The sequence below is a fragment of the Veillonella magna genome (assembly GCF_959600285.1).
In the GTDB taxonomy this organism is placed as follows: Bacteria; Bacillota; Negativicutes; order Veillonellales; family Veillonellaceae; genus Veillonella_A; species Veillonella_A magna.
In genome coordinates, this window is record NZ_CAUGKU010000011.1 from 56156 (window position 1) to 75560 (window position 19405).

The 19405-nt window shown below is 43.4% G+C and carries 20 protein-coding genes and 2 tRNA genes; 3 read left to right on the forward strand and 19 right to left on the reverse strand.

The window, feature by feature from the left end; genetic code table 11:
• Positions 1 to 94: 94 nt before the first annotated feature.
• Positions 95 to 412, reverse strand: coding sequence for a TM2 domain-containing protein (locus Q5873_RS07365; RefSeq protein WP_051245786.1), 318 nt, complete (start codon positions 410 to 412; stop codon positions 95 to 97).
• A gap of 25 nt (positions 413 to 437) precedes the next feature.
• Positions 438 to 2105, reverse strand: coding sequence for a glycoside hydrolase family 2 TIM barrel-domain containing protein (locus Q5873_RS07370; protein WP_303060176.1), 1668 nt, complete (start codon positions 2103 to 2105; stop codon positions 438 to 440).
• 128 nt (positions 2106 to 2233) lie between these two features.
• Here Q5873_RS07370 and Q5873_RS07375 point away from each other — a divergent pair.
• A tRNA-Leu gene (locus Q5873_RS07375) sits at positions 2234 to 2317 on the forward strand.
• A gap of 111 nt (positions 2318 to 2428) precedes the next feature.
• A tRNA-Leu gene (locus tag Q5873_RS07380) sits at positions 2429 to 2512 on the forward strand.
• A 148-nt stretch (positions 2513 to 2660) separates the two neighbouring features.
• Here the strand turns inward: Q5873_RS07380 and Q5873_RS07385 are convergent.
• From Q5873_RS07385 to Q5873_RS07415, 7 genes are all read right to left on the reverse strand, one after another.
• The gene (locus Q5873_RS07385; RefSeq protein WP_303060177.1) at positions 2661 to 3785 is read right to left on the reverse strand and encodes an aminotransferase; all 1125 of its coding nucleotides are present in this window, start codon (positions 3783 to 3785) and stop codon (positions 2661 to 2663) included.
• Between the two features lie 185 nt (positions 3786 to 3970).
• Positions 3971 to 4543, reverse strand: a complete 573-nt coding sequence (locus Q5873_RS07390) for a nitroreductase family protein (RefSeq protein ID WP_303060179.1) — start codon at positions 4541 to 4543, stop codon at positions 3971 to 3973.
• A gap of 350 nt (positions 4544 to 4893) precedes the next feature.
• On the reverse strand, positions 4894 to 7086 hold the full coding sequence (gene katG / locus Q5873_RS07395) for a catalase/peroxidase HPI (protein WP_303060181.1): 2193 nt from the start codon (positions 7084 to 7086) through the stop codon (positions 4894 to 4896).
• 513 nt (positions 7087 to 7599) lie between these two features.
• Positions 7600 to 9228 carry an ArnT family glycosyltransferase gene (locus Q5873_RS07400; RefSeq protein WP_303060183.1) on the reverse strand — a complete coding sequence of 543 codons (1629 nt, stop codon included), beginning with the start codon at positions 9226 to 9228 and terminating at the stop codon, positions 7600 to 7602.
• 14 nt (positions 9229 to 9242) lie between these two features.
• A complete protein-coding gene (locus Q5873_RS07405) occupies positions 9243 to 10106 on the reverse strand; it encodes a hypothetical protein (protein ID WP_303060185.1) in 864 nt (287 codons plus the stop codon).
• 15 nt (positions 10107 to 10121) lie between these two features.
• The gene (locus Q5873_RS07410) at positions 10122 to 10640 is read right to left on the reverse strand and encodes an anti-sigma factor family protein (protein WP_028255348.1); all 519 of its coding nucleotides are present in this window, start codon (positions 10638 to 10640) and stop codon (positions 10122 to 10124) included.
• Positions 10630 to 11193 carry an RNA polymerase sigma factor gene (locus Q5873_RS07415; protein WP_303060188.1) on the reverse strand — a complete coding sequence of 188 codons (564 nt, stop codon included), beginning with the start codon at positions 11191 to 11193 and terminating at the stop codon, positions 10630 to 10632. The genes Q5873_RS07410 and Q5873_RS07415 overlap by 11 nt, the downstream gene beginning before the upstream one ends.
• Positions 11194 to 11513: 320 nt before the next feature.
• On the opposite strand from Q5873_RS07415, the gene Q5873_RS07420 reads away from it, so the two are divergent.
• The gene (locus tag Q5873_RS07420) at positions 11514 to 12623 is read left to right on the forward strand and encodes an SLC13 family permease (RefSeq protein WP_303060189.1); all 1110 of its coding nucleotides are present in this window, start codon (positions 11514 to 11516) and stop codon (positions 12621 to 12623) included.
• A 110-nt stretch (positions 12624 to 12733) separates the two neighbouring features.
• On the opposite strand, the gene Q5873_RS07425 is transcribed toward Q5873_RS07420, so the two are convergent.
• The 10 genes from Q5873_RS07425 to Q5873_RS07470 all read right to left on the reverse strand — a co-directional run bounded on the left by Q5873_RS07425 (position 12734) and on the right by Q5873_RS07470 (position 19399).
• A complete protein-coding gene (locus Q5873_RS07425) occupies positions 12734 to 13195 on the reverse strand; it encodes a hypothetical protein (protein WP_276789301.1) in 462 nt (153 codons plus the stop codon).
• 55 nt (positions 13196 to 13250) lie between these two features.
• Positions 13251 to 13703, reverse strand: coding sequence for a cupin domain-containing protein (locus Q5873_RS07430; RefSeq protein ID WP_205088015.1), 453 nt, complete (start codon positions 13701 to 13703; stop codon positions 13251 to 13253).
• Between the two features lie 11 nt (positions 13704 to 13714).
• Entirely contained in the window at positions 13715 to 14806 is a 1092-nt protein-coding gene (gene eutH / locus Q5873_RS07435; protein WP_205088014.1) for an ethanolamine utilization protein EutH, read from the reverse strand.
• Between the two features lie 12 nt (positions 14807 to 14818).
• Complete coding sequence (locus Q5873_RS07440; RefSeq protein ID WP_276625632.1) at positions 14819 to 15088, reverse strand: EutN/CcmL family microcompartment protein; 270 nt, start codon at positions 15086 to 15088, stop codon at positions 14819 to 14821.
• A gap of 11 nt (positions 15089 to 15099) precedes the next feature.
• Positions 15100 to 15633, reverse strand: a complete 534-nt coding sequence (locus tag Q5873_RS07445; protein ID WP_303060192.1) for a hypothetical protein — start codon at positions 15631 to 15633, stop codon at positions 15100 to 15102.
• Positions 15634 to 15645: 12 nt separating this feature from the next.
• Entirely contained in the window at positions 15646 to 16272 is a 627-nt protein-coding gene (eutD, locus tag Q5873_RS07450; protein WP_288300632.1) for an ethanolamine utilization phosphate acetyltransferase EutD, read from the reverse strand.
• The gene (locus Q5873_RS07455; RefSeq protein WP_028255356.1) at positions 16260 to 16871 is read right to left on the reverse strand and encodes a hypothetical protein; all 612 of its coding nucleotides are present in this window, start codon (positions 16869 to 16871) and stop codon (positions 16260 to 16262) included. Before Q5873_RS07455 ends, eutD begins: the two co-directional genes overlap by 13 nt.
• 63 nt (positions 16872 to 16934) lie before the next feature.
• Complete coding sequence (locus Q5873_RS07460; protein ID WP_028255357.1) at positions 16935 to 17225, reverse strand: BMC domain-containing protein; 291 nt, start codon at positions 17223 to 17225, stop codon at positions 16935 to 16937.
• A 40-nt stretch (positions 17226 to 17265) separates the two neighbouring features.
• Positions 17266 to 18750, reverse strand: coding sequence for an acetaldehyde dehydrogenase (acetylating) (locus Q5873_RS07465; protein WP_051245790.1), 1485 nt, complete (start codon positions 18748 to 18750; stop codon positions 17266 to 17268).
• Complete coding sequence (locus tag Q5873_RS07470) at positions 18737 to 19399, reverse strand: BMC domain-containing protein (protein ID WP_303060196.1); 663 nt, start codon at positions 19397 to 19399, stop codon at positions 18737 to 18739. Before Q5873_RS07470 ends, Q5873_RS07465 begins: the two co-directional genes overlap by 14 nt.
• Between the last annotated feature and the right edge of the window lie 6 nt (positions 19400 to 19405).

Genomic DNA, 19405 nt, shown 5'->3' on the forward strand with positions numbered 1-19405 from the left:
CTTATATACATAGGCAAGAAGGCGGGTTGAAGATACAAATACATCTTCAACTCGCCTTCTTATTTGTAAGGGTGTATCGTTACAGCCCCTTTGCTTAAGACTCGATCGTTATATGCTCTGACGGATACAGCTCTTTAGCTTCTGCAATGGCTTCCTCTAATTTCTTATAATTATAACGTCGCACCATTCCGGGAATGCGAAATAAATCAATAAGCATCCAAATCAAGAAACCACCGCCGGTAATCCAGTACAAAATATTAATAATCGGCTTGCCTAAATAAAAATAGTGAACGCCCACTAAGAACCAGCATAAATAAGCAACGGCCGTATCCTTTTTACTAGCCGCTTTCATTAATACATAATTGCGCTGCGCTTCCGTCAGCCCTTTAAGTAATTCAATCTCCGGTACCATATTACATCCTCCTTACTGCTGTCTGTTACCAACTTTTTAACGCTTCTTTCCCCAATGCGAATGCATCTTCGTATACCAACGCCCCGCGCACATTAGGCATAGCACCTAACATCGCCAAAAGACTTTGATACATATCCGTTAAGGACGATTGTATCTGCCATGTAAGATGCGCACCACGATTGTCTTCCTTGCCAAGCAAAGCAACCACACCTACATCCGGTGCCTTTGTTTGCCATTCCATAATCGTCTTATACAATGCATCCTGTACGGCTACGGCTGCATGCCCCCAAACATCTTCACCGCTTGCCACTATCATTAACTTACATTTTTCTAGGATGGTGCCGCTAATCGACGTCGGTATCTGCCCTACCGTCATCACCCAAGGACGCCCTTCCCAATCGCTTTGCAAAAGCTGATCGAAAATGCCTTCAAAATAAGCAGCATCCTCATTCGTCAGTGAAGTCGGCTTATACATGAGCGACCAACATACAACCGATGTATGATTTTTATCACGGTGCACGAGACGCCGGATTGCTTCTTTATGCGCCTCCAAGGCACGCGATCGCATATCCGCCCGCGCATAGTGTGCATCTCCCTTATTAGCTGATGTCAATCCCAAACCGACAGCCGGAATTTCATCAATAACCATAAGGCCACATTCATCAGCCATGGACAATACATTCTCCGGAAGCGGCCTACCACCACTAAATACACAATTGCCGCCTAACGCAGCAATTTGCAGCAACCGCTGTTTCGCCTGCGGATCACTGTACGTAAGGCTATCGCCGAAGCCGGCTTTTACATGAACACCTTTTATTGTTATCGGTTCACCGTTAAGAAGGAGCTGTCCTCCCTTAACAGCCACGGTCCGTATACCGAAACGAACGCTGTACATATCATGCTGCTTACCTAAACGACTGACCTCCAGCTCCATAGTATATAAATAGCCACTGCCGACACTCCATACATGTGGGTTCTCTACGGTCAGCTTCGCATTACCGCCAACGCCAGTAGCCACCACGCGTCCATCTCGATCGCGCAACGTAACCGTCACAAGACAATTCCCCTGTACTTGGGCTACGTAATGAATCACTGCGCGTTCCGGTGTAAGCTCCGTTGTTTGAATAAATACATCAACTAAACGCGTCGTCGGTACCGTGTACATGGATACAGCACCGAACAGACCGGCCGGTACCTCGTACGGCGCATCACTGACATTGGCTTTTCGACCATCCGACAAACTGCACGTATGCCCTGCCGGTAGGCTGTACATCGACATTTCATTATTCACTTTTACTACAATGCGATTTTCCTCACCATAACGCAACTGTCGGGTAATGCTTACGATAGCCGGCGTGTAAGCACCTTCATGTCGCCCCGCTTCTATGCCATTCACGTAAATCACTGCCCGTTGACCAATGCCTTCAAACCGAAGAAACACATCGTCACCAAGCCATGCCTTTGGCACAAATGCCATCGTTTCATACCACATGGTTCCGCAGAAAAAACGCTCATTGGGAGCCACGAAGCAATCCTGCATGGCACTGGGCACAGGTATGGTCATACGGCGCGGTACACCGTTCTCATAATTTCTATCTTTTGCCCCGTCAAATGCAAAATACCACGAACCACTCAAATCAATGCGTCGTCGATAGGTATTTGCTACAGGTCGTAAAAATTCCGCTTTCTCCATCCTACGGCTCCTTCCATATACTTTCTCTGTTATTATACCACCTCCGCCCTCTAGCACAAATGGAATTTTATAAAAAAAAGTATTGACATACCTTACGATTATCCGTATAATAGCTATTGTTCCGATGTGCCGGAGTGGCGGAATGGCAGACGCACTTGACTCAAAATCAAGCGGGTAACACCGTGTGGGTTCAAGTCCCACCTCCGGCACCAAGCTAAAGCGAGTATCTTAGGATACTCGCTTTTGTATTTCATATATTTTTATTTTATCCCCCATATTGACAATCAACCGTATTATAGATATAATAAGTATCGTTCCGATATGCCGGAGTGGCGGAATGGCAGACGCACTTGACTCAAAATCAAGCGGGTAACACCGTGTGGGTTCAAGTCCCACCTCCGGCACCAGCTAAAGCGAGTATCTTACGATACTCGCTTTTTTGTTATTATATCCTTATAGCCTTAACCCTATTATGGAATACGGTGCATGGCACTGTAGCATACTACGTGTTCTCCTATAACTCTGCTTTTTATTTTCTTTCAATAGATGCCTCACTTATTTTATATCAGCAAAGTATTCACTGATGGCCGCTAATCCCTTTTTTAATGTTTCCGTACCATATGCATAACCGATACGGAACGAATACGGTTCATCAAAACAATCCCCCGGTGTCACAAAGGCACCGGTCTTTTTATACATAGCTTCACAAAGATCATACGACGGAATAGCAATATCGTACTGTACCAAAGCAGTGGTTCCTGCTTTCGGCTTTACATAACTTACATGCGTTTCCGATGCTACCCACGCATCAAGAATAGCTAAATTTTCTCGTACAATACGACGACTCCGTGCTAACAACACGTCTTTATGTGCCAACGCTTTTCCGGCAATGTATTCATCTAATAATCCGCAGCTAATTAAATTATAGTCGCGATGACGCAAGCAATTTGCAATGACATCCGTATCCCTAGAAGCAATCCATCCCAATCGAAGACCGGCCAGCGAAAACACTTTGGACATGCTGCTAACAGAAATTCCCTTTTCATACATATCGGCAATAGACGGACACCATTCATCGCTTTGTGATAAATGACGATACACCTCATCGCAGAGCACCCAGGCATTATTCTCTCTGGCAATGGCGACAATCTCTTCTAAGATTTCTTTGTCCATCAGTGCCCCCGTCGGATTATTCGGGTTGTTTAAGCAAATCATTTTTGTCTGCGGTGTCATCAATTTACGTAATTCATCGAGGTCCGGCAGGTAATCATTTTCTTTCTTCAAACGAAGTATGTCCACCTTAGCTCCCAACGAAGCCGGAATCGCATATAGCTGTTGATACGTAGGGGCTACGCTAATTACATGATCGCCGGGATTAATCAGCGATAAAAAGACATGATGATTCGCACCGGCAGCACCATGGGTGGGTACGATATCCTTCGGCGTTACCGTCTTGTACAACGATGCAATGCCTTCCTTAAAGTCCGGCGCACCTACAATATGGCCGTAGGTCATACGCTGCTCCATCAATCCCTTTGCAAACCCATCCGGTGATTCTCCGATAAGCGTTGCCAATTCCGTCAACGAAATAGAATCCACACAGGTTTCCGCAATGTTATATACGGCGCCCTCTTCCCAAGCATTCATCCATTCTTCTACAGCAAACGGTGCAATGTTCATAGTATATCCTCCTTATAAAAAATCCTTATAAAAAAAGCAACCGCAGCTCTTCCTTATAGCGTCAACAACGCCGTACCTACGGAAAAGCTTCGGTTGCTTATCACCCTTCACCCGGTGGTGAAGGAAGCATATCTATTTTATTTTCCACTATAATAACATAGACCCGCTTATAGCGTCAACATGATTTACTTGATAACACGCACGCGCTGATTAATATCTTCCGCTGCCTTAGGATCCGGTTCACTCACAATACCACCGAACGGCATTTGCGCATCCAAATGCCATTCGTCCGGAAGCTGAAGCAATGTTTTCACTGCCGCATCAATCACCGGATTATAGTGCTGAATAGATGCACCGATTCCTAATTCATGTAAACCGGTCCACACGGTAAACTCAAGCATTCCCACAGCCTGTGCTGCCCAATGCGGAAAATTACCGGCATACGCAGGGAATTGATCCTGCAACGCCTTCACGGTTGGTTCATCCGTAAAATACAAGACCGTACCGTAACCGGCTTTGAAGCTATCAATCTTCTCACGCGGTACCTTGCCTTCAAATGCATCATAAATAACATCCCACAATTGTTTATGTTTGTCACCGAGGACGACAACGGCGCGAGCGCTCTTCATGTTAAACGCATCCGGCACTAATTCCGTTGCCTTTTTCACAAAATCAACCACCGTTGTATCTTCCACCGGCAACTGATCGTTAATAGCATAATAGGTTCTACGTGCATTAATTACATCTAACGTTTTCATAGTACATACTCCTCACTTTATAGTCTGCTCCTTACCCATGAGCAGCCCACGAGCAGACACTATATATAACGCGCTATGCTCCGAACGACTACAAAGAGTATCCCTCTGCTACGATTCGGCTCATAATAAATGACAACTTATCTCATCGATGAACCTATTATAATCTATATCGAAATCTTTTGCAATACTTTTTTAATGTAACTTTAATTTTATCTTATTTAATTTTATTTTTATGCCATTCGTTTTATATCTATTACTGTCATCTTCGTTCCCACAGCACAAACACTGCTTTTGTCATCCCATGATACCAACCACATTGCCATTGGTATGAAATAAAACAACAATCGGTCTTACCGCACATCAAAACGATCGGCATTCATAATCTTGGTCCATGCTTTCACAAAATCATGAACTAATTTTTCTTCACCATCGTCAGCTCCGTATACTTCGGCCAATGCACGCAACTCGGAATGAGCACCGAAGATTAAATCTACTCGCGTAGCACGCCATTTACGTTCGCCTGTCTTGCGATCAAAGCCTTCATAAATTCCTTTTTCCGAAGCACTGGGTTTCCATTCCGTGTTCATATCGGTAAGGTTTACAAAGAAATCATTCGTTAAGGCCCCTTTTCTTTCGGTGAATACACCTAAATCGGAATCGCCGAAATTGGTACCCATTACACGCATGCCCCCAATTAATACCGTCATTTCCGGAGCAGTCAAGGTTAATAACTGTGCGCGATCAACCATCAATTCTTCCGGCATAACGGCAAACTCTGCTTTTTGGAAATTCCTAAATGCATCCGCCTTCGGTTCCAACACACCAAAGGAAGCGGCATCGGTCTGTTCCACCGTAGCATCGGTACGTCCCGGCGTAAAGGGAACAACGATATCATAGCCCGCTTTCTTAGCGGCCATTTCAATACCTACGCTGCCACCGAGAACGATAAGATCGGCTAAGGACACCTGCTTACCGTCCTTCTGATGAGCCGCATTAAAAGCACTGCGCACCTGTTCCAACGCTGTCAACGTAGGCAGTAAGCTATCCGGTTCATTTGCCATCCAGTGCACCTGCGGTTCCAAACGAATACGTGCACCGTTAGCTCCGCCTCGCTTGTCCGATCCACGGAAGGTCGATGCCGACTTCCACGCCGTTACGATGAGCTCCCGCTGACTAATTCCGGATTGACGTAGCCTATCTTTTAACTCATCCACATCAGCCGCTTCGATTTGTTTATACGTAGCCTTAGGCACCGGATCTTGCCAAATCAATTCTTCCTGCGGCACATCCGGACCAAGATAGCGTGAACGCGGTCCCATATCGCGGTGTGTCAATTTAAACCATGCCCGTGCGAAAGCATCAGCAAACTCATCAGGATGCGCTAAGAAATGTTCACAAATTTTCTTGTACGCCGGATCATAGCGAAGTGCCAAATCGGAGGTCATCATCATCGGCGCATGACGCTTTGTAGGATCTGCCGCATCCACTACCGTCTTAACCGATGGATCTGCCGGCACCCATTGGAAGGCACCGGCCGGGCTTTTCACTAAATTCCAATCATACGCAAAGAGCGTCTTTAAATAACCCATATCCCATTTAGTCGGATTCGGCTTCCAAGCACCTTCGATACCGCTGCCGATGGCGTCGCCACCCTTACCGGATTTATAATCGCTTTTCCAACCGATGCCCATCTGTTCAATCGGTGCCGCTTCCGGTTCCGGTCCTACATGTGTAGTCTTACCGGCACCATGCGCCTTACCGAAGGTATGACCACCGGCAATCAACGCTACCGTTTCTTCATCATTCATCGCCATGCGCGCAAAGGTAGTTCGAATATCCTTCGCCGAAGCCACCGCATCAGGCATACCGTTCGGTCCTTCCGGATTCACATAAATCAATCCCATCTGCGTAGCCGCTAACGGATTTTCCAATTGCTTTTCCTTTTCATGACGATTATCGCCAAGCCAAGTCTTTTCTTTGCCCCAGTATACATCCTGCTGCGTTTCCCACACATCTTCGCGACCACCGGCAAACCCAAAGGTTTTAAGCCCCATATCCTCCAATGCGCAGGTCCCGGCCAAGATAATTAAATCGGCCCATGAAATTTTACGACCGTATTTACGTTTTACCGGCCAAAGCAATCGACGCGCTCTATCGAGGAGTACATTATCAGGCCAGCTGTTAAGCGGGGCAAACCGCTGCGTACCATCCGAAGCACCGCCGCGACCGTCCGCCATACGATACGTCCCCGCACTGTGCCAAGCCATGCGAATAAACATAGGCCCGTAATGACCGTAATCCGCCGGCCACCAATCTTGCGAGTCCTTCATCAAAGCTCGTAAATCTTTTTTAACAGCATCCAGATCAAGTGATTCAAACTCTTTCGCATAATCAAACTCCTTCCCCATGGGGTCGCTGAGTTCGGAATTCTGACGAAGAATCCCCAAATCCAATCGTTCCGGCCACCAATCACTGTTCTTCGTTCCCTGTGCTGACACGCCATGTCCGACATGACCTGTAACAGGGCATTTCATTTCTGCCATAATAAGTCCTCCTTTTTCCTCGATTAATGAGAATACATATAGATACTTTTATAATTAGCCTCTACTATTCTTTGTCATTTTCTGATACTGCATTACATAGCTACCTATATGATTTCCTATCATTAATCAGATTTTTAATTGCTTTTCAGTTCTTTTGTTCTCTTTTTATCGTAAACTATTTCATACTCCATAAACAATAATCAATATTGATTATTGTTTATGTGGTTAGTATACTCCCCTACTTTATAATTGACAATCATTATTTTTTAATAAATCGCGAGAACAATTTACATTTTGTGATAAGCCGTACTATATTTGTCATACAATGTACTTTGCCTCAATTACTAGATGTATTCATAAATAAATCTAACCTATTAAACGATAAAAAACATCCGTTACCAAGCAACCTGCTGTTACTCGATAACGGATGGTTCTATTCTCTTTCTCTCATCCAATACTAACTATGTTTCTTCTGCTCTTTTCTCTTCTCTCATGTATAGCCAAACCAACAAATCAATATGCCTTATACAGCACCCAATTCTTACCCAGACGTTGTACTTCTTTGCATCGCCCTTCCGGCACATATTGCTCAAAATGCTCCACATCATCGGTGCGCACATATATATAGGCCGGATGATCCGCATTGTATGTACCAGCATACACATCGGCTACCAATTTAGACGGATGCTCCGACGGCATTACCGTTTTCCCTATGGCCCATACATCGGTAATAGGCTTGTTGCCATATGTTAACAGCATAGCGCTGTGCCCGGAGTAGTACACGTAAGAAGCAGAAAATTTACCGTAGAAATACACATCATCACTTTGCTTCATTGTATACGCATTAGCTAACTCCGCGCCGGAATGGGAGTTCATCACCGGCGGTAGTAAAAATGCCGCTATCGTATACACCGATACAATCGCAGCCACCGCATAGCCCAGTGCCGTCACTGCCTGTTGGTGACGATAATAAATACGGTATCCGGCTATACTCAACAGCACTACCGCCATCAACATGAGAAGTAGCGCTTCATGATTGTCCGGTAAGAATTTCCAACCAGCGCCGACCAGAATGATGGCTAACAGCAAAACTTCACCAGATACCAACAGACCATAACTGCACCGACGCAAGGCTACGTTTCCACTCCATATCTCTTCCAATCCCATAGCGGCGATCACGGAGAATCCGATGAGCGAAATATAGGTATATGTCATATACTTCGTTGCCATTACACTATAAAAGAGTATGGTTACCAGGCTCCATGTCAGCGCATACCGGTACACATTATTTTTCGGTGCCTTCCACAAGCCATAACCTACCAACGGCCCCCACGGCATAGTTCCCAACAACCAAATAACAATATAGTAGTACCATACATTATCCTCCGGATGTTCGGAAATCGTAGCCCGTATGTAATTGTGCAATCCCAAAAACCCTTCCACAAACTCCATACCATGAGCATAATACATATATAGATACCAAGGCAATGCTACTGCAGCAAAAACAATAAGTCCCCAAGGATGAAATAACAAGCGCAGCTGTTTCCACTGCTTTTGCCCGATCAAGTACGCCAATAAAATAATACCGGGCAACACCAAGCCTACAGGCCCTTTATCAAGGACGGCCAACCCGGCCATCGCATAGGCCCAGCATAGATGCCGAAGTGAGTCTTCGCGCAATGCTAAGAAGGCAAATATAAATGTTCCCAAGCTAAATAAAAATAAATATTGATCCGTAATGACGCCGTGACTGATGTACCAAAACTCTAAAAAGGTACTCATAATTACCGAAGACCACAGTGCCATGCGACTGTTCTCCGTCATTTGCTTTACCCCGTAATACATGAGCACTGCCGATAGTCCTGCGGCAATGACCGACGGAAATCTGGCTGCAAAATCATTCATTCCCCATAAGGAGTATGAGCCAATCAACATCCAATACGTCCATATGGGCTTATCATACCATGGATGGCCATAGATGTAGGTCGTTAAAAAATCCCCACGCAAGAGCATCTCCTTCGCCGTCAATGCATAATTGGATTCCACCGGATCCGTTACAGCCAAGGCCCAATTGAACAAACTATACAACACAATAACCGCTAACCCTACCCCCCATGCCTTTTGCCAATCACATGGTTTCATTATTATTTATGTCCTCATTTCTTTCTTCTCGATACTACGATACATACACTGCCAAAACCGGCCAGCGTACAAACAAGACCGACTAAAATACCTACCACAGGAATTGCCGTGACCAAAGCCAAAGCAAAACCACCGTACGCATACATTTTAGTGCGACTTACTAACGCTCCGTCTACCATGGCCGTCACAATGTGATGACCGATTGCCCCGGCTACACCGACAATACCAACAATACAAGCGATACCGTGTAACGCCATGAGCAGCAAAGCAATGGGAGTACCGATTCCCGTCATGGCCAACGCCACCTCGCCCCCAACGAGTACCAATGACCACAACAACCCATAGACGATATTCTTCACAAAATACGCATCCGTAATCCGCCGCAACGATTCGCATGCATTACCGCTGAGTCGGCTCAACAACGCCGGTAACACGACGAGTATCACAAAACCTACCAGTCGCACAAAATCCATAAACAAGGCTAATAGCCCGGCTAGCGGAATACTGATTAAGGTTGTCACATCCTCACCTAAATGAATGATGCCATTCCCCACTTCCGCACCGGAGTGCATCGTCATGTGACCGCCGAAGACGAAGACGCGATCCTTTACATACGCACCTTCACCTAACGTAACATCACCGTTAACAACCACGACATTATCCGTTACCACACCGTCAATAACCGCATTACCGCCGATGACAATCAAATTATGAACAGAAGACCCTACCGGCACCGTCGTATCCTGCCACTGCACTACATTGCGATGATTGGCAAAACTCGGTAATGTCCACGTATGTGCCTCCGCCACCGACTGCCATGGCAAAAGCAATAGTGCCACCATAACACATAGCTGCCAAATATATTTCCCTAGCTTCATATAACATCCTCTCGCTTACACATATTCATGATTTCTCATATATCGAATTCCATATACACCGGCAAGAACCATAACCAACCATATGAGGCCCCAGCCATGATTTAGCGTTACTGCCACCAATGACAGACTGGCCGCTAATCCCAGCAATCCGCCGACTACACCGGCTACAATACTTCCTACGGGTATCACAATCGGTAATAAACCGACCACTACCACGGCGGCCATCACCGTCAGCCATGTACTGAGCATCGAAAGCGCACCCACATATCGTGACCGCTCCGCCGCCGGTAGCACCATGTCTTTCTTAGCTTCTAGCTGTTCAATCTGCGCCATAACCGCTGCAGTAAACTCATCATCCACCTCCGGTAAAGGCATGGCCTCCTGCACCAGAGCCGACACAGCCGCAATATCTGCCAATGCATCGCGACACCCCAGGCATTCATGCAAATGCCCTTCCACAGCTATTCGTTCCACTGCATCCAATTCATTATCATAGTATGCATTTAATTGTGCTCTGCACGTATCACATGTCATTGTGCCAGCCCTCCTTTATCAATCGTATTTTAAGCTCATTCCGTGCCGCATGTATCCTAGACTTTATCGTCCCCAACGGAAGCTTCAGCATCTTTGCTATCTCCTCGTAACTAAAGCCTTGTAACTCACGGAGTATTAATACTGTACGCTTTTCTTCCGATAACCCCCGCAAGGCTTGCCGCACCGTCTCGCGAGTCACAATGCGATTCGCTTCCTCCGATGCCACAGCCAATCGACTGGCCCCTTGCTCCTCCGCCATTTCGGTTATCTCTTCGCGACGCCTGGCAATGGCCTTCTTGCGATTTAAACTTAAACGGGTCACGATGGTGACTAGCCACTGATAAAACGCTTCTTCATGAGTCAATTCACGCAAAGACATATACGCCTTTACAAACGCATCCTGTGCTACCTCCTCTGCATCCTCTCGGTTTTGCAAAATCCCCCAAGCAACGGACACAATATGTGATTTATACCGATTCACCAACCAGGCAAAGGAGGCTGTATCGCCTTGCTTGGCTCGTTTGATATGTTCTGTTAACGACAACTCCTTCACCTGATCACTCCCTTCTTTCTCAAACAGTCCCTCGGTGATTCCCGTACGGCTCTTTCCGTATAAGCATTTCCATACAGAAGTTTTCGTACAGATATTTCCATGCAGTTACTCACGTGTAGTTACTCCCGTGTAGTTACTCCCGTGTAGTTATTTCCCTATCGCTATTTTTAACCGTTACATATATAAAAGACAACGCCGTCGGTTAAAAAGTTCATCACTTCCAAAAAATTTTACGATACCTTTTTAAAACTGCGGTGAATTGAGGATGAATGCCACATGAAGTATAATAGGTATGTCTTATAGAAAGTGAGGTTCTTCGTATGCATCATCTATATCGCTGGGCAAAAAAAGATTTCGTACTGTTCACTTCTTTTGTACTTGCCCTGCTGTCTTGCATCATCGTTCCGCCTTCAATGGCGTACATCCAATACATAGATTTACATACATTACTTTTACTGTTTTGCTTAATGGCCGTGGTGGAAGGATTGCATCGTGCCGAGGTCTTCGATCATATTGCCCATTACTTTCTCCGTCATATGCATACCGAACGCCACCTCGTCATGCTACTCGTCCTCCTCTGCTTCGTTAGTAGCATGTGCATTACCAACGATGTGGCCCTCATCACCTTTGTCCCCTTTGCCATCATGCTACTACGCAATGCCGACTTGACTTCGCGCATTACCTCTACCGTGGCGCTTATGACCATTGCCGCCAACATGGGAAGTATGCTCACACCTGTAGGCAATCCGCAAAACCTATACTTATATCGTCTATCCGGTTATAGCTTGAGCCAATTCATGGGGATTATGCTTCCCTACACTACAATCGCATTACTACTTTCTTTTATCTTTATTCTTTTGAAAACCAGCGCTCATTCCTTTACCGCACACATATCACCGCCGGCACCGCTGAAACAACGACAAGCATTCTTTTACGGCATTCTCTTTTTACTTTCCTTAGCCAGCGTTGTTCATTGGATTTCCCCGTGGTATCTGCTACTCATCGTAGGAGGCAGTATCCTTTGTTATCAACCGGATCTACTGCGCAAGCTTGACTACTCCTTGCTACTTACCTTCGTCTTTTTCTTCATACTCAGTGGCAACCTAAAATCCTTCGGTCCTCTTCATACGTTGCTGCAACAACTCATTACCGGTCACGAACGGCTGACTGCTATCGTCGTGAGTCAGTTTATCAGCAATGTACCGGCAGCCCTCCTTCTCTCCGGTTATACCGAAGACATTACCGACCTCATCATCGGCTGTAACCTCGGTGGCCTGGGAACATTAATTGCTTCCATGGCCAGTGTTATTTCCTATAAATACGTAGCCCATGACCTACCCCAGCAACGCCTTCGCTACCTTTTGCGCTTTAGCTTTTACAGCATCATATTTTTAGCCTGTATCGTAGCCATTGATTATTGGATGGCATAAAAATACCCCGTATACAACAGCAAGCTTGCCATAAAGAACTATGACAAAACTTCTATCTGTATACGGGGATATTTTCTATCTTAATTCTAAGATAGTTCGTGTACATACAATCATTCTACAATATCGTAAAGCTTCTTAAAAATTTCTGGGTCACACGGATATTCTTCTCCATTAACACCGCGAATGATCCAATCTCCTGGATTTGTCTTAACTATTCCATTCAAAGTTAGTAAATACTGTTCCTCAGTAGACTTCACAGCAGTTAATTCATTAGGCTTATGTCGTATATGAGTTACCTTGCTATCTCTACTTTGCTCATATGCTTGCAAAGCTATCACTTCATCAGCACATTGATTATCTAATACGGTACGGATTTCTACCGAAACGCCTACAGGCAAATTTAATTGTTCCAGCTTACGTACAAAGTTTGTATCAAAGTTAAGCGCTAACGGAGTATCATCCTTCAGACCTTTAGTAACATAGCATCCGTCCTGTTGAGATATGGTTAAATACCTATATCCCAGCAAATATGCTGCTTCAAGTACCGATGTTATATTTTTCTTAAAATCCATAAAAATCCTCCTATACGCCAATTCCCTACCGCATGATAACCAATGAATATTTTTCTTATTCAGTGGCTTGTGACTGCCAATCTGCAGGATAGGTTACATACATAAAACGAGCTTTTTCCGGAACGGAAAATTTAATAGTACTCCCCTTCGGAATAAAAATTATCTCACCAGGGCCAGCTGTTACTGTCCGACCATCAATGATAATAGATAGTGTTCCTTCTATCACATAATCTATTTCGTCATAATTTAGCGTCCAATCGAAAGTAGTCTTTTCCATTACCATAAGGCCACAGCCCAACCGCGGGCTTTCCTTTAAAGAAACTAAGTCCTTTGTATATACTACATCTGCCGCATTCCCTGTGTTTAATCTATCTTCTTCCCCTACATTAACAACAGGCAAGTTAATTTTGATGATGCCACTACTATCTATAGATTTTGAAGGCATAAACTTTTCAGTTATAACCTGCCGTACTAAAGCTTCTATAAGATTTCTAGTTTCTTGTTCCATTTACAGGCTCCTTATTTACTATTTTTCCCCAAAATACGATTAGACATAAAAATAGCAACCATAACTGCAGTAATACCGGCCACTAATTTTCCTACAATCATTGGAAAAATCATTTCCTTAGCTACCCCAGCCGTAAATCCTAAATGATCTCCAAGCACAAAGGATGCCGATACCGCAAACGCAACATTAAGAATCTTCCCTCGAGTATCCATATCCTTCATCATTTGAAACATAGGAATATTGTTTGCCAACGTAGCAACCATCCCTGCTGCAGCAACTTCATTCATTCCCAAAGCGGCTCCCATTTTCAAAAGCGGCTTATTGAATACTTTCGTAATAAATGCTACTAAGCAAAATGCTCCAGACAAAGTCAAGGCAATACCACCTACAATTTCAATACCTTCAGTAACAGGTGCTATACCATCAATGACAGTAATTCCTACTAATAGCTGCAAGGCTCCTAAAATAAGACCTAGCACTGCAACGATAACCACTCCCTGTCCAAAAACAGTAAAGCACTTAATCATCGTATCCGGTATTAGCCAAAGCCCTATGATAACTAACAAAGCAAAAATAACAATTGGAACTAAATTAGATAAAATCATACCTAACGGCATGCCTGCTGCCAATCCACCGGCTAAACAACCAATAGGAATAGTAACGATACCACATAAAACGCCAGTGGCTAAATACTGGTGATCAGATTTTTCAATAATTCCCAGAGCAACTGGTATAGAGAACACAATGGTTGGCCCCATCATGGCTCCCAGTATAGCCCCTGCAAATAAGCCGGCCTGTTCATCCAAGGCCATTTGTTGTGCCAATGCAAAACCACCCATATCATTGGCTAACAAAGTAGTGGCAAACATAGATGGATCTGCACCTAACATAGTATATACCGGGACAACAATAGGACTTAGCACTTGGGCCAAAATTGGAGCTATAGTAATGATCCCAACCATAGACATTGCTAGAGCCCCCATAGCCATAATGCCTTCCTCAAATTTTTCTCCAAGACCAAGCTTACCTCCGAAGCATTTATCAAGTCCACCGATCACCATGAATACTACCATTATATACATGATAATTTCATTGATACTCATTATAATACCCTCCTACTCCTCGATTTCTATGGAGTCGACAACACCGACAATCATCGCATCAATGGGAACCATAGCATTCTCTGCTGATATCCTAGCTGCTTCCCCCACAGAAACCAGCACTGTATCACCTACACCAGCTCCTGCGTTATCAGCTGCTACCAAGGAGTCTCTTCCGACAAAGCCTGATCCAGTAGTTAATTTTACCACCATAAACTTCCAACCATTTAGCTTGTCATCTTTTCTTGTCGACCACAAACTACCTATTACTGTTCCTACCAGCATAGACTATTCTCCTATCTGCGTGTCATCTTTTTAATATAATCATATGCTAAAGGTGTTACTATAGCATGCAAAGGTATATCCTTTCCTTCAGCCACTAAAACCTGTGCTTTAGACAAGGTAATAACGTCCCTAATAACTGATGAGTTTCTATCTTTACTCTTATGATAATTGATGGTATTAATTTCTGGCGTAGTATTTTTAAATGTAATACCATAAGCTATACACTTATCATACGCTGTTTTACATGTCTTCCAAAAAGCATACTTCATTTGACGCGGCTTTTTTCGACTATCAAACTCCGAATGACAAACGACTACTGTCTCCTTTCGAGAAATAGCCGCCACAATTTTTTTTGCCTGTTCTGAACGAGGAGTCAAATTGGCAATTTCACAGAGCTCAGTACAACTCAATGATTTTATCTCTATCGGATATGGCTTATCTGTAGCCTCTAATTGCTTACATAAATTACTATTTGTATTACGTAACCTATGACACAAGAGGGCTGTTACTACCTGAACGAGTTGTTCCATCTCAATGACAGTCATAGAACCACTCCTTTACAGAATAATCTTACCTCTATTTTCTGAAGCAAAACCACATGCATTTGCCTCATCATAGTCGATGTGCATCGCTGTACTATATCTATCACTAACACGTATAATAACATCATCAAAAATCAAAGGCCTAGACGTATATGTTTTTACCTTCACAATCTGACCATTTGTCACATTGTTTTTTCTTGCATCCTCCGGTGTCATATGTATATGCCTTTTAGCTACAATTAAACCTTCTTTTAATACAATACTTTTATCTTTATACATAATTGTTACAGGAGCACTTTTTTCGATATCGCCACTTTCACGTACTGGAGCATGTATCCCCATCATACGTGCATCAGTGAGAGATACTTCCACTTGCGTCTTACCGCGCTCAGGTCCAAGAATAACAACATTAGAAAATTGTCCCTTCGGACCCGCAATCGTTACACGTTCTTTACATACGTACTGTCCTGGCTGTGACAAATCACGTACTTTAGTCAGTTGATAGCCTTCTCCGAAAAGACTTTCTACGGCTTCTCTATTTAAGTGTACATGTCGCCCCGAAGCTTCAATTAATACTGTATTTTCTCTATCCTCAATTTGCTTTACTACCTCTCGAACAATCTCTTCAACTATTGCTTGCACCTAATCACCTCCTCATTATTAATAAACTTTCTATAAGAATTAGCCCAGTCTCCAAATGTCTTGCTACAATCCCTGCTTTTCATGTACCATTCGATTCTATTTATTTGTCGATTTACTTCACCCACTGAGTACTGCCAAGTACGCCAACTGCAGCATCTAAAATTAAACTTTTCTCCCGGATATGACCAAATAATATTATCAAGAGGACTAGTAAAATCAGATTCTTGCCATCTACGCAACTGATCCTGCTGTTTCTCTATATATTGCCATACTAACGGGCTGAAAAAATCATCCGGTAACAAAGGGAAATATAGTAATTGAATTAATTGACTTACAGCATCTTGTATTTCAATGCCATTACTATAGTCAAATCTATCTGGCAATTCATTTATAGTATTCTTTTCAGATGACACCTCATTAACCATGTTATGACTTGTATCGGGCACATTTTTTTCTACTAATAGAATTTGTTTATCCCTCAACAAGCTTTTTGCGGAAGGTGTGATTACATAAGGAACCTCTACTTCGTAAGTCCCTCTATATTCTATTTCCTTTTTCCGCAATAAGGTTAACAGATCTCTTTCGGTAATCACCCTCATATATGTATCCTCTCTTGTATAGTAGAGAGCACCTATTAGTGCTCTCTACCTAAATACCGAAACCTATTTTTCTACAGCAACATGCGGCAAAATAGCATCTACTTCCATATGTGGACGCGGAATTACATGTACAGAAACTAATTCACCTACTCTTTCTGCAGCTGCGGCGCCCGCATCAGTAGCAGCCTTTACAGCGCCAACATCACCACGTACCATAACAGTGACAAAACCGGCCCCAATCTGCTCTTTACCAATCAAAGTAACATTAGCTGCTTTTACCATAGCATCCGCTGCTTCAATAGCACCAACTAAACCACGAGTTTCGATCATTCCTAACGCATTTGTACTAGACATAATTTTTACCTCCTATTAATTAGCAATAATTACACATCTGTTATTTTAGATGTTGTATAACTTGTTCTACAATAGAACGAATTACCTCTTCTTTTACTACACTGTCATATGCAGTATTTACACTATCGTCCTTTAATGAATCAATACCTTCTGCCGCTTTTAAATCATCTAGTTCAGTAACACCATATGCCACACGACGTAAATTGAATAAATTATCAGGACCCACATTATCTGATGTAGCACTTCCACCTACGGCACCGCAACCTAATGTCAAGGCAGGCGTAATATTAGTCGTAGCTCCAATACCACCAAGAGATCCAGGCGTATTTACCAATAATCTAGATACAGGCTTACGGAGACCAAAGTTTTTTACTACTTCCTTATTTTCAGTATGGATAATAAGAGTATGACCCGCCCCTTCCTGTTCTAGAATGCGAATCGATAAATCACAGGCTTCTTGCCAATTATCTACTGTATACAAGGCAATAATCGGTGCCAGTTTTTCTTTAGAATATGGATGTTTTGGCCCTACTTCCGTTTCTTCTGCAACCAATAGCTTTCTATCTGCCGGAACTGTCAAGCCTGCCAATTGAGCTATAGTCTGAACCGATTTACCAACAATTGCAGGATTCATTGTACCGTTAGCACGTAAAATAAATTTAGAAAGCTGTGCAGCTTCTTCAGGATTTAACAAGTATGCCCCTTGTGCCACCAATTCCTTTTTTATTGCCTCTTTATTAACTGTTTCTGCAATAATAGATTGTTCAGAAGCGCATATCGTTCCATTATCAAATGTTTTTGAATCCATAATACGTTTGATAGCAGAAGGAACATTTGCACTTCTTTCAATATATGCCGGACCATTTCCTGGACCAACACCTAAAGCCGGGGTACCGGAAGAGTAAGCTGCTTTTACCATGGCAGATCCACCCGTGGCTAAGATTAAATCAGTATCATCACTCTTCATTAATTCGGAGGTTCCCTCCATTGTAGGTAAGGACATACAAGCTACCGCATCTTCGGGAGCCCCTACTGAAGCGAGTGCTTCTTTTATGATTCTTACAGTTTCTCCAATACATTTTACGGCTGTTGGATGTGGAGAAAAAACAATCGCATTAGCTGCCTTAAGTGCAATCAATGTCTTATAAATAACTGTAGATGTCGGATTAGTGGAAGGAACTAAACCAGCAATTACGCCTACCGGTACAGCCACTTCCATAACTTTGGAAACAGGATCGTCACTAATTACTCCCACTGTCTTTTTATTTTTGATGTACTCATACACACCACGTGACGCAAAAGCATTTTTTAATACTTTATCTTTCCATTTTCCAAAGCCCGTCTCTTCATGAGCCATTTTAGCCAGCATAACTCTAGCCTTATAAGTTTCTTCATACACAGCCTTAACAATAGCATCAATCTGATCTTGGTTCATTTCTGCCAATTTTTTCTGTGCGGCTTTTGCCTTACGCAGTAAAATTCGGACTTCTTGTACTGATTGTAAATCTTTATCAATCAAGTTCAAATCGTTCACCTCTTTTTACATCATCCATAATAACCCTAATCAAGGTTTCCTTATTTGCAAACTTAATCGCTGTACGTTTAAGACCAGAAACCCGTATACGATAAGCAATTTTTCTTAACTCTAGGACTTTTTTATTATGAAGCCACACTTCAACGCGTTTTAGGAACTCATCTTCATTATCTATAGGAAGTGATTCAATTGCTTCTTCCTTCATATGTTCCACTTCATCTTTCTTATCACTTAACTGTATACTTCCTTGATTGGTCTCATCTATCATCTTCTCGCTTTTTCTCTCTAGAGTTTCATCAGTATCAGTAGATGATGTCTCAGGCAACAGATTATCATTCTGTTCACCATCTTTAGTCTCTGGCATGCCTGCCAATTTACCCCCAATCATAGCTGCTGTCATTTCATCAACACGTGATATAACATGCTTGCCTTTTAATCGCCCTAACTTTCCGGCAATATCCGCAGCCGCCTCAACAGCTGCCGTCACCGCTGCCACATCACCAACCACCATAATTGTAGTTAAACCACCACTGATACATTCTGTACTGTTTAACTCAACGTCAGCTGCTTTTAAGGCTGCATCTGCGGCACTGACGGCACCTAGATATCCTCTAACTTCTATCATGCCTAGTGCTCTCATTTATTC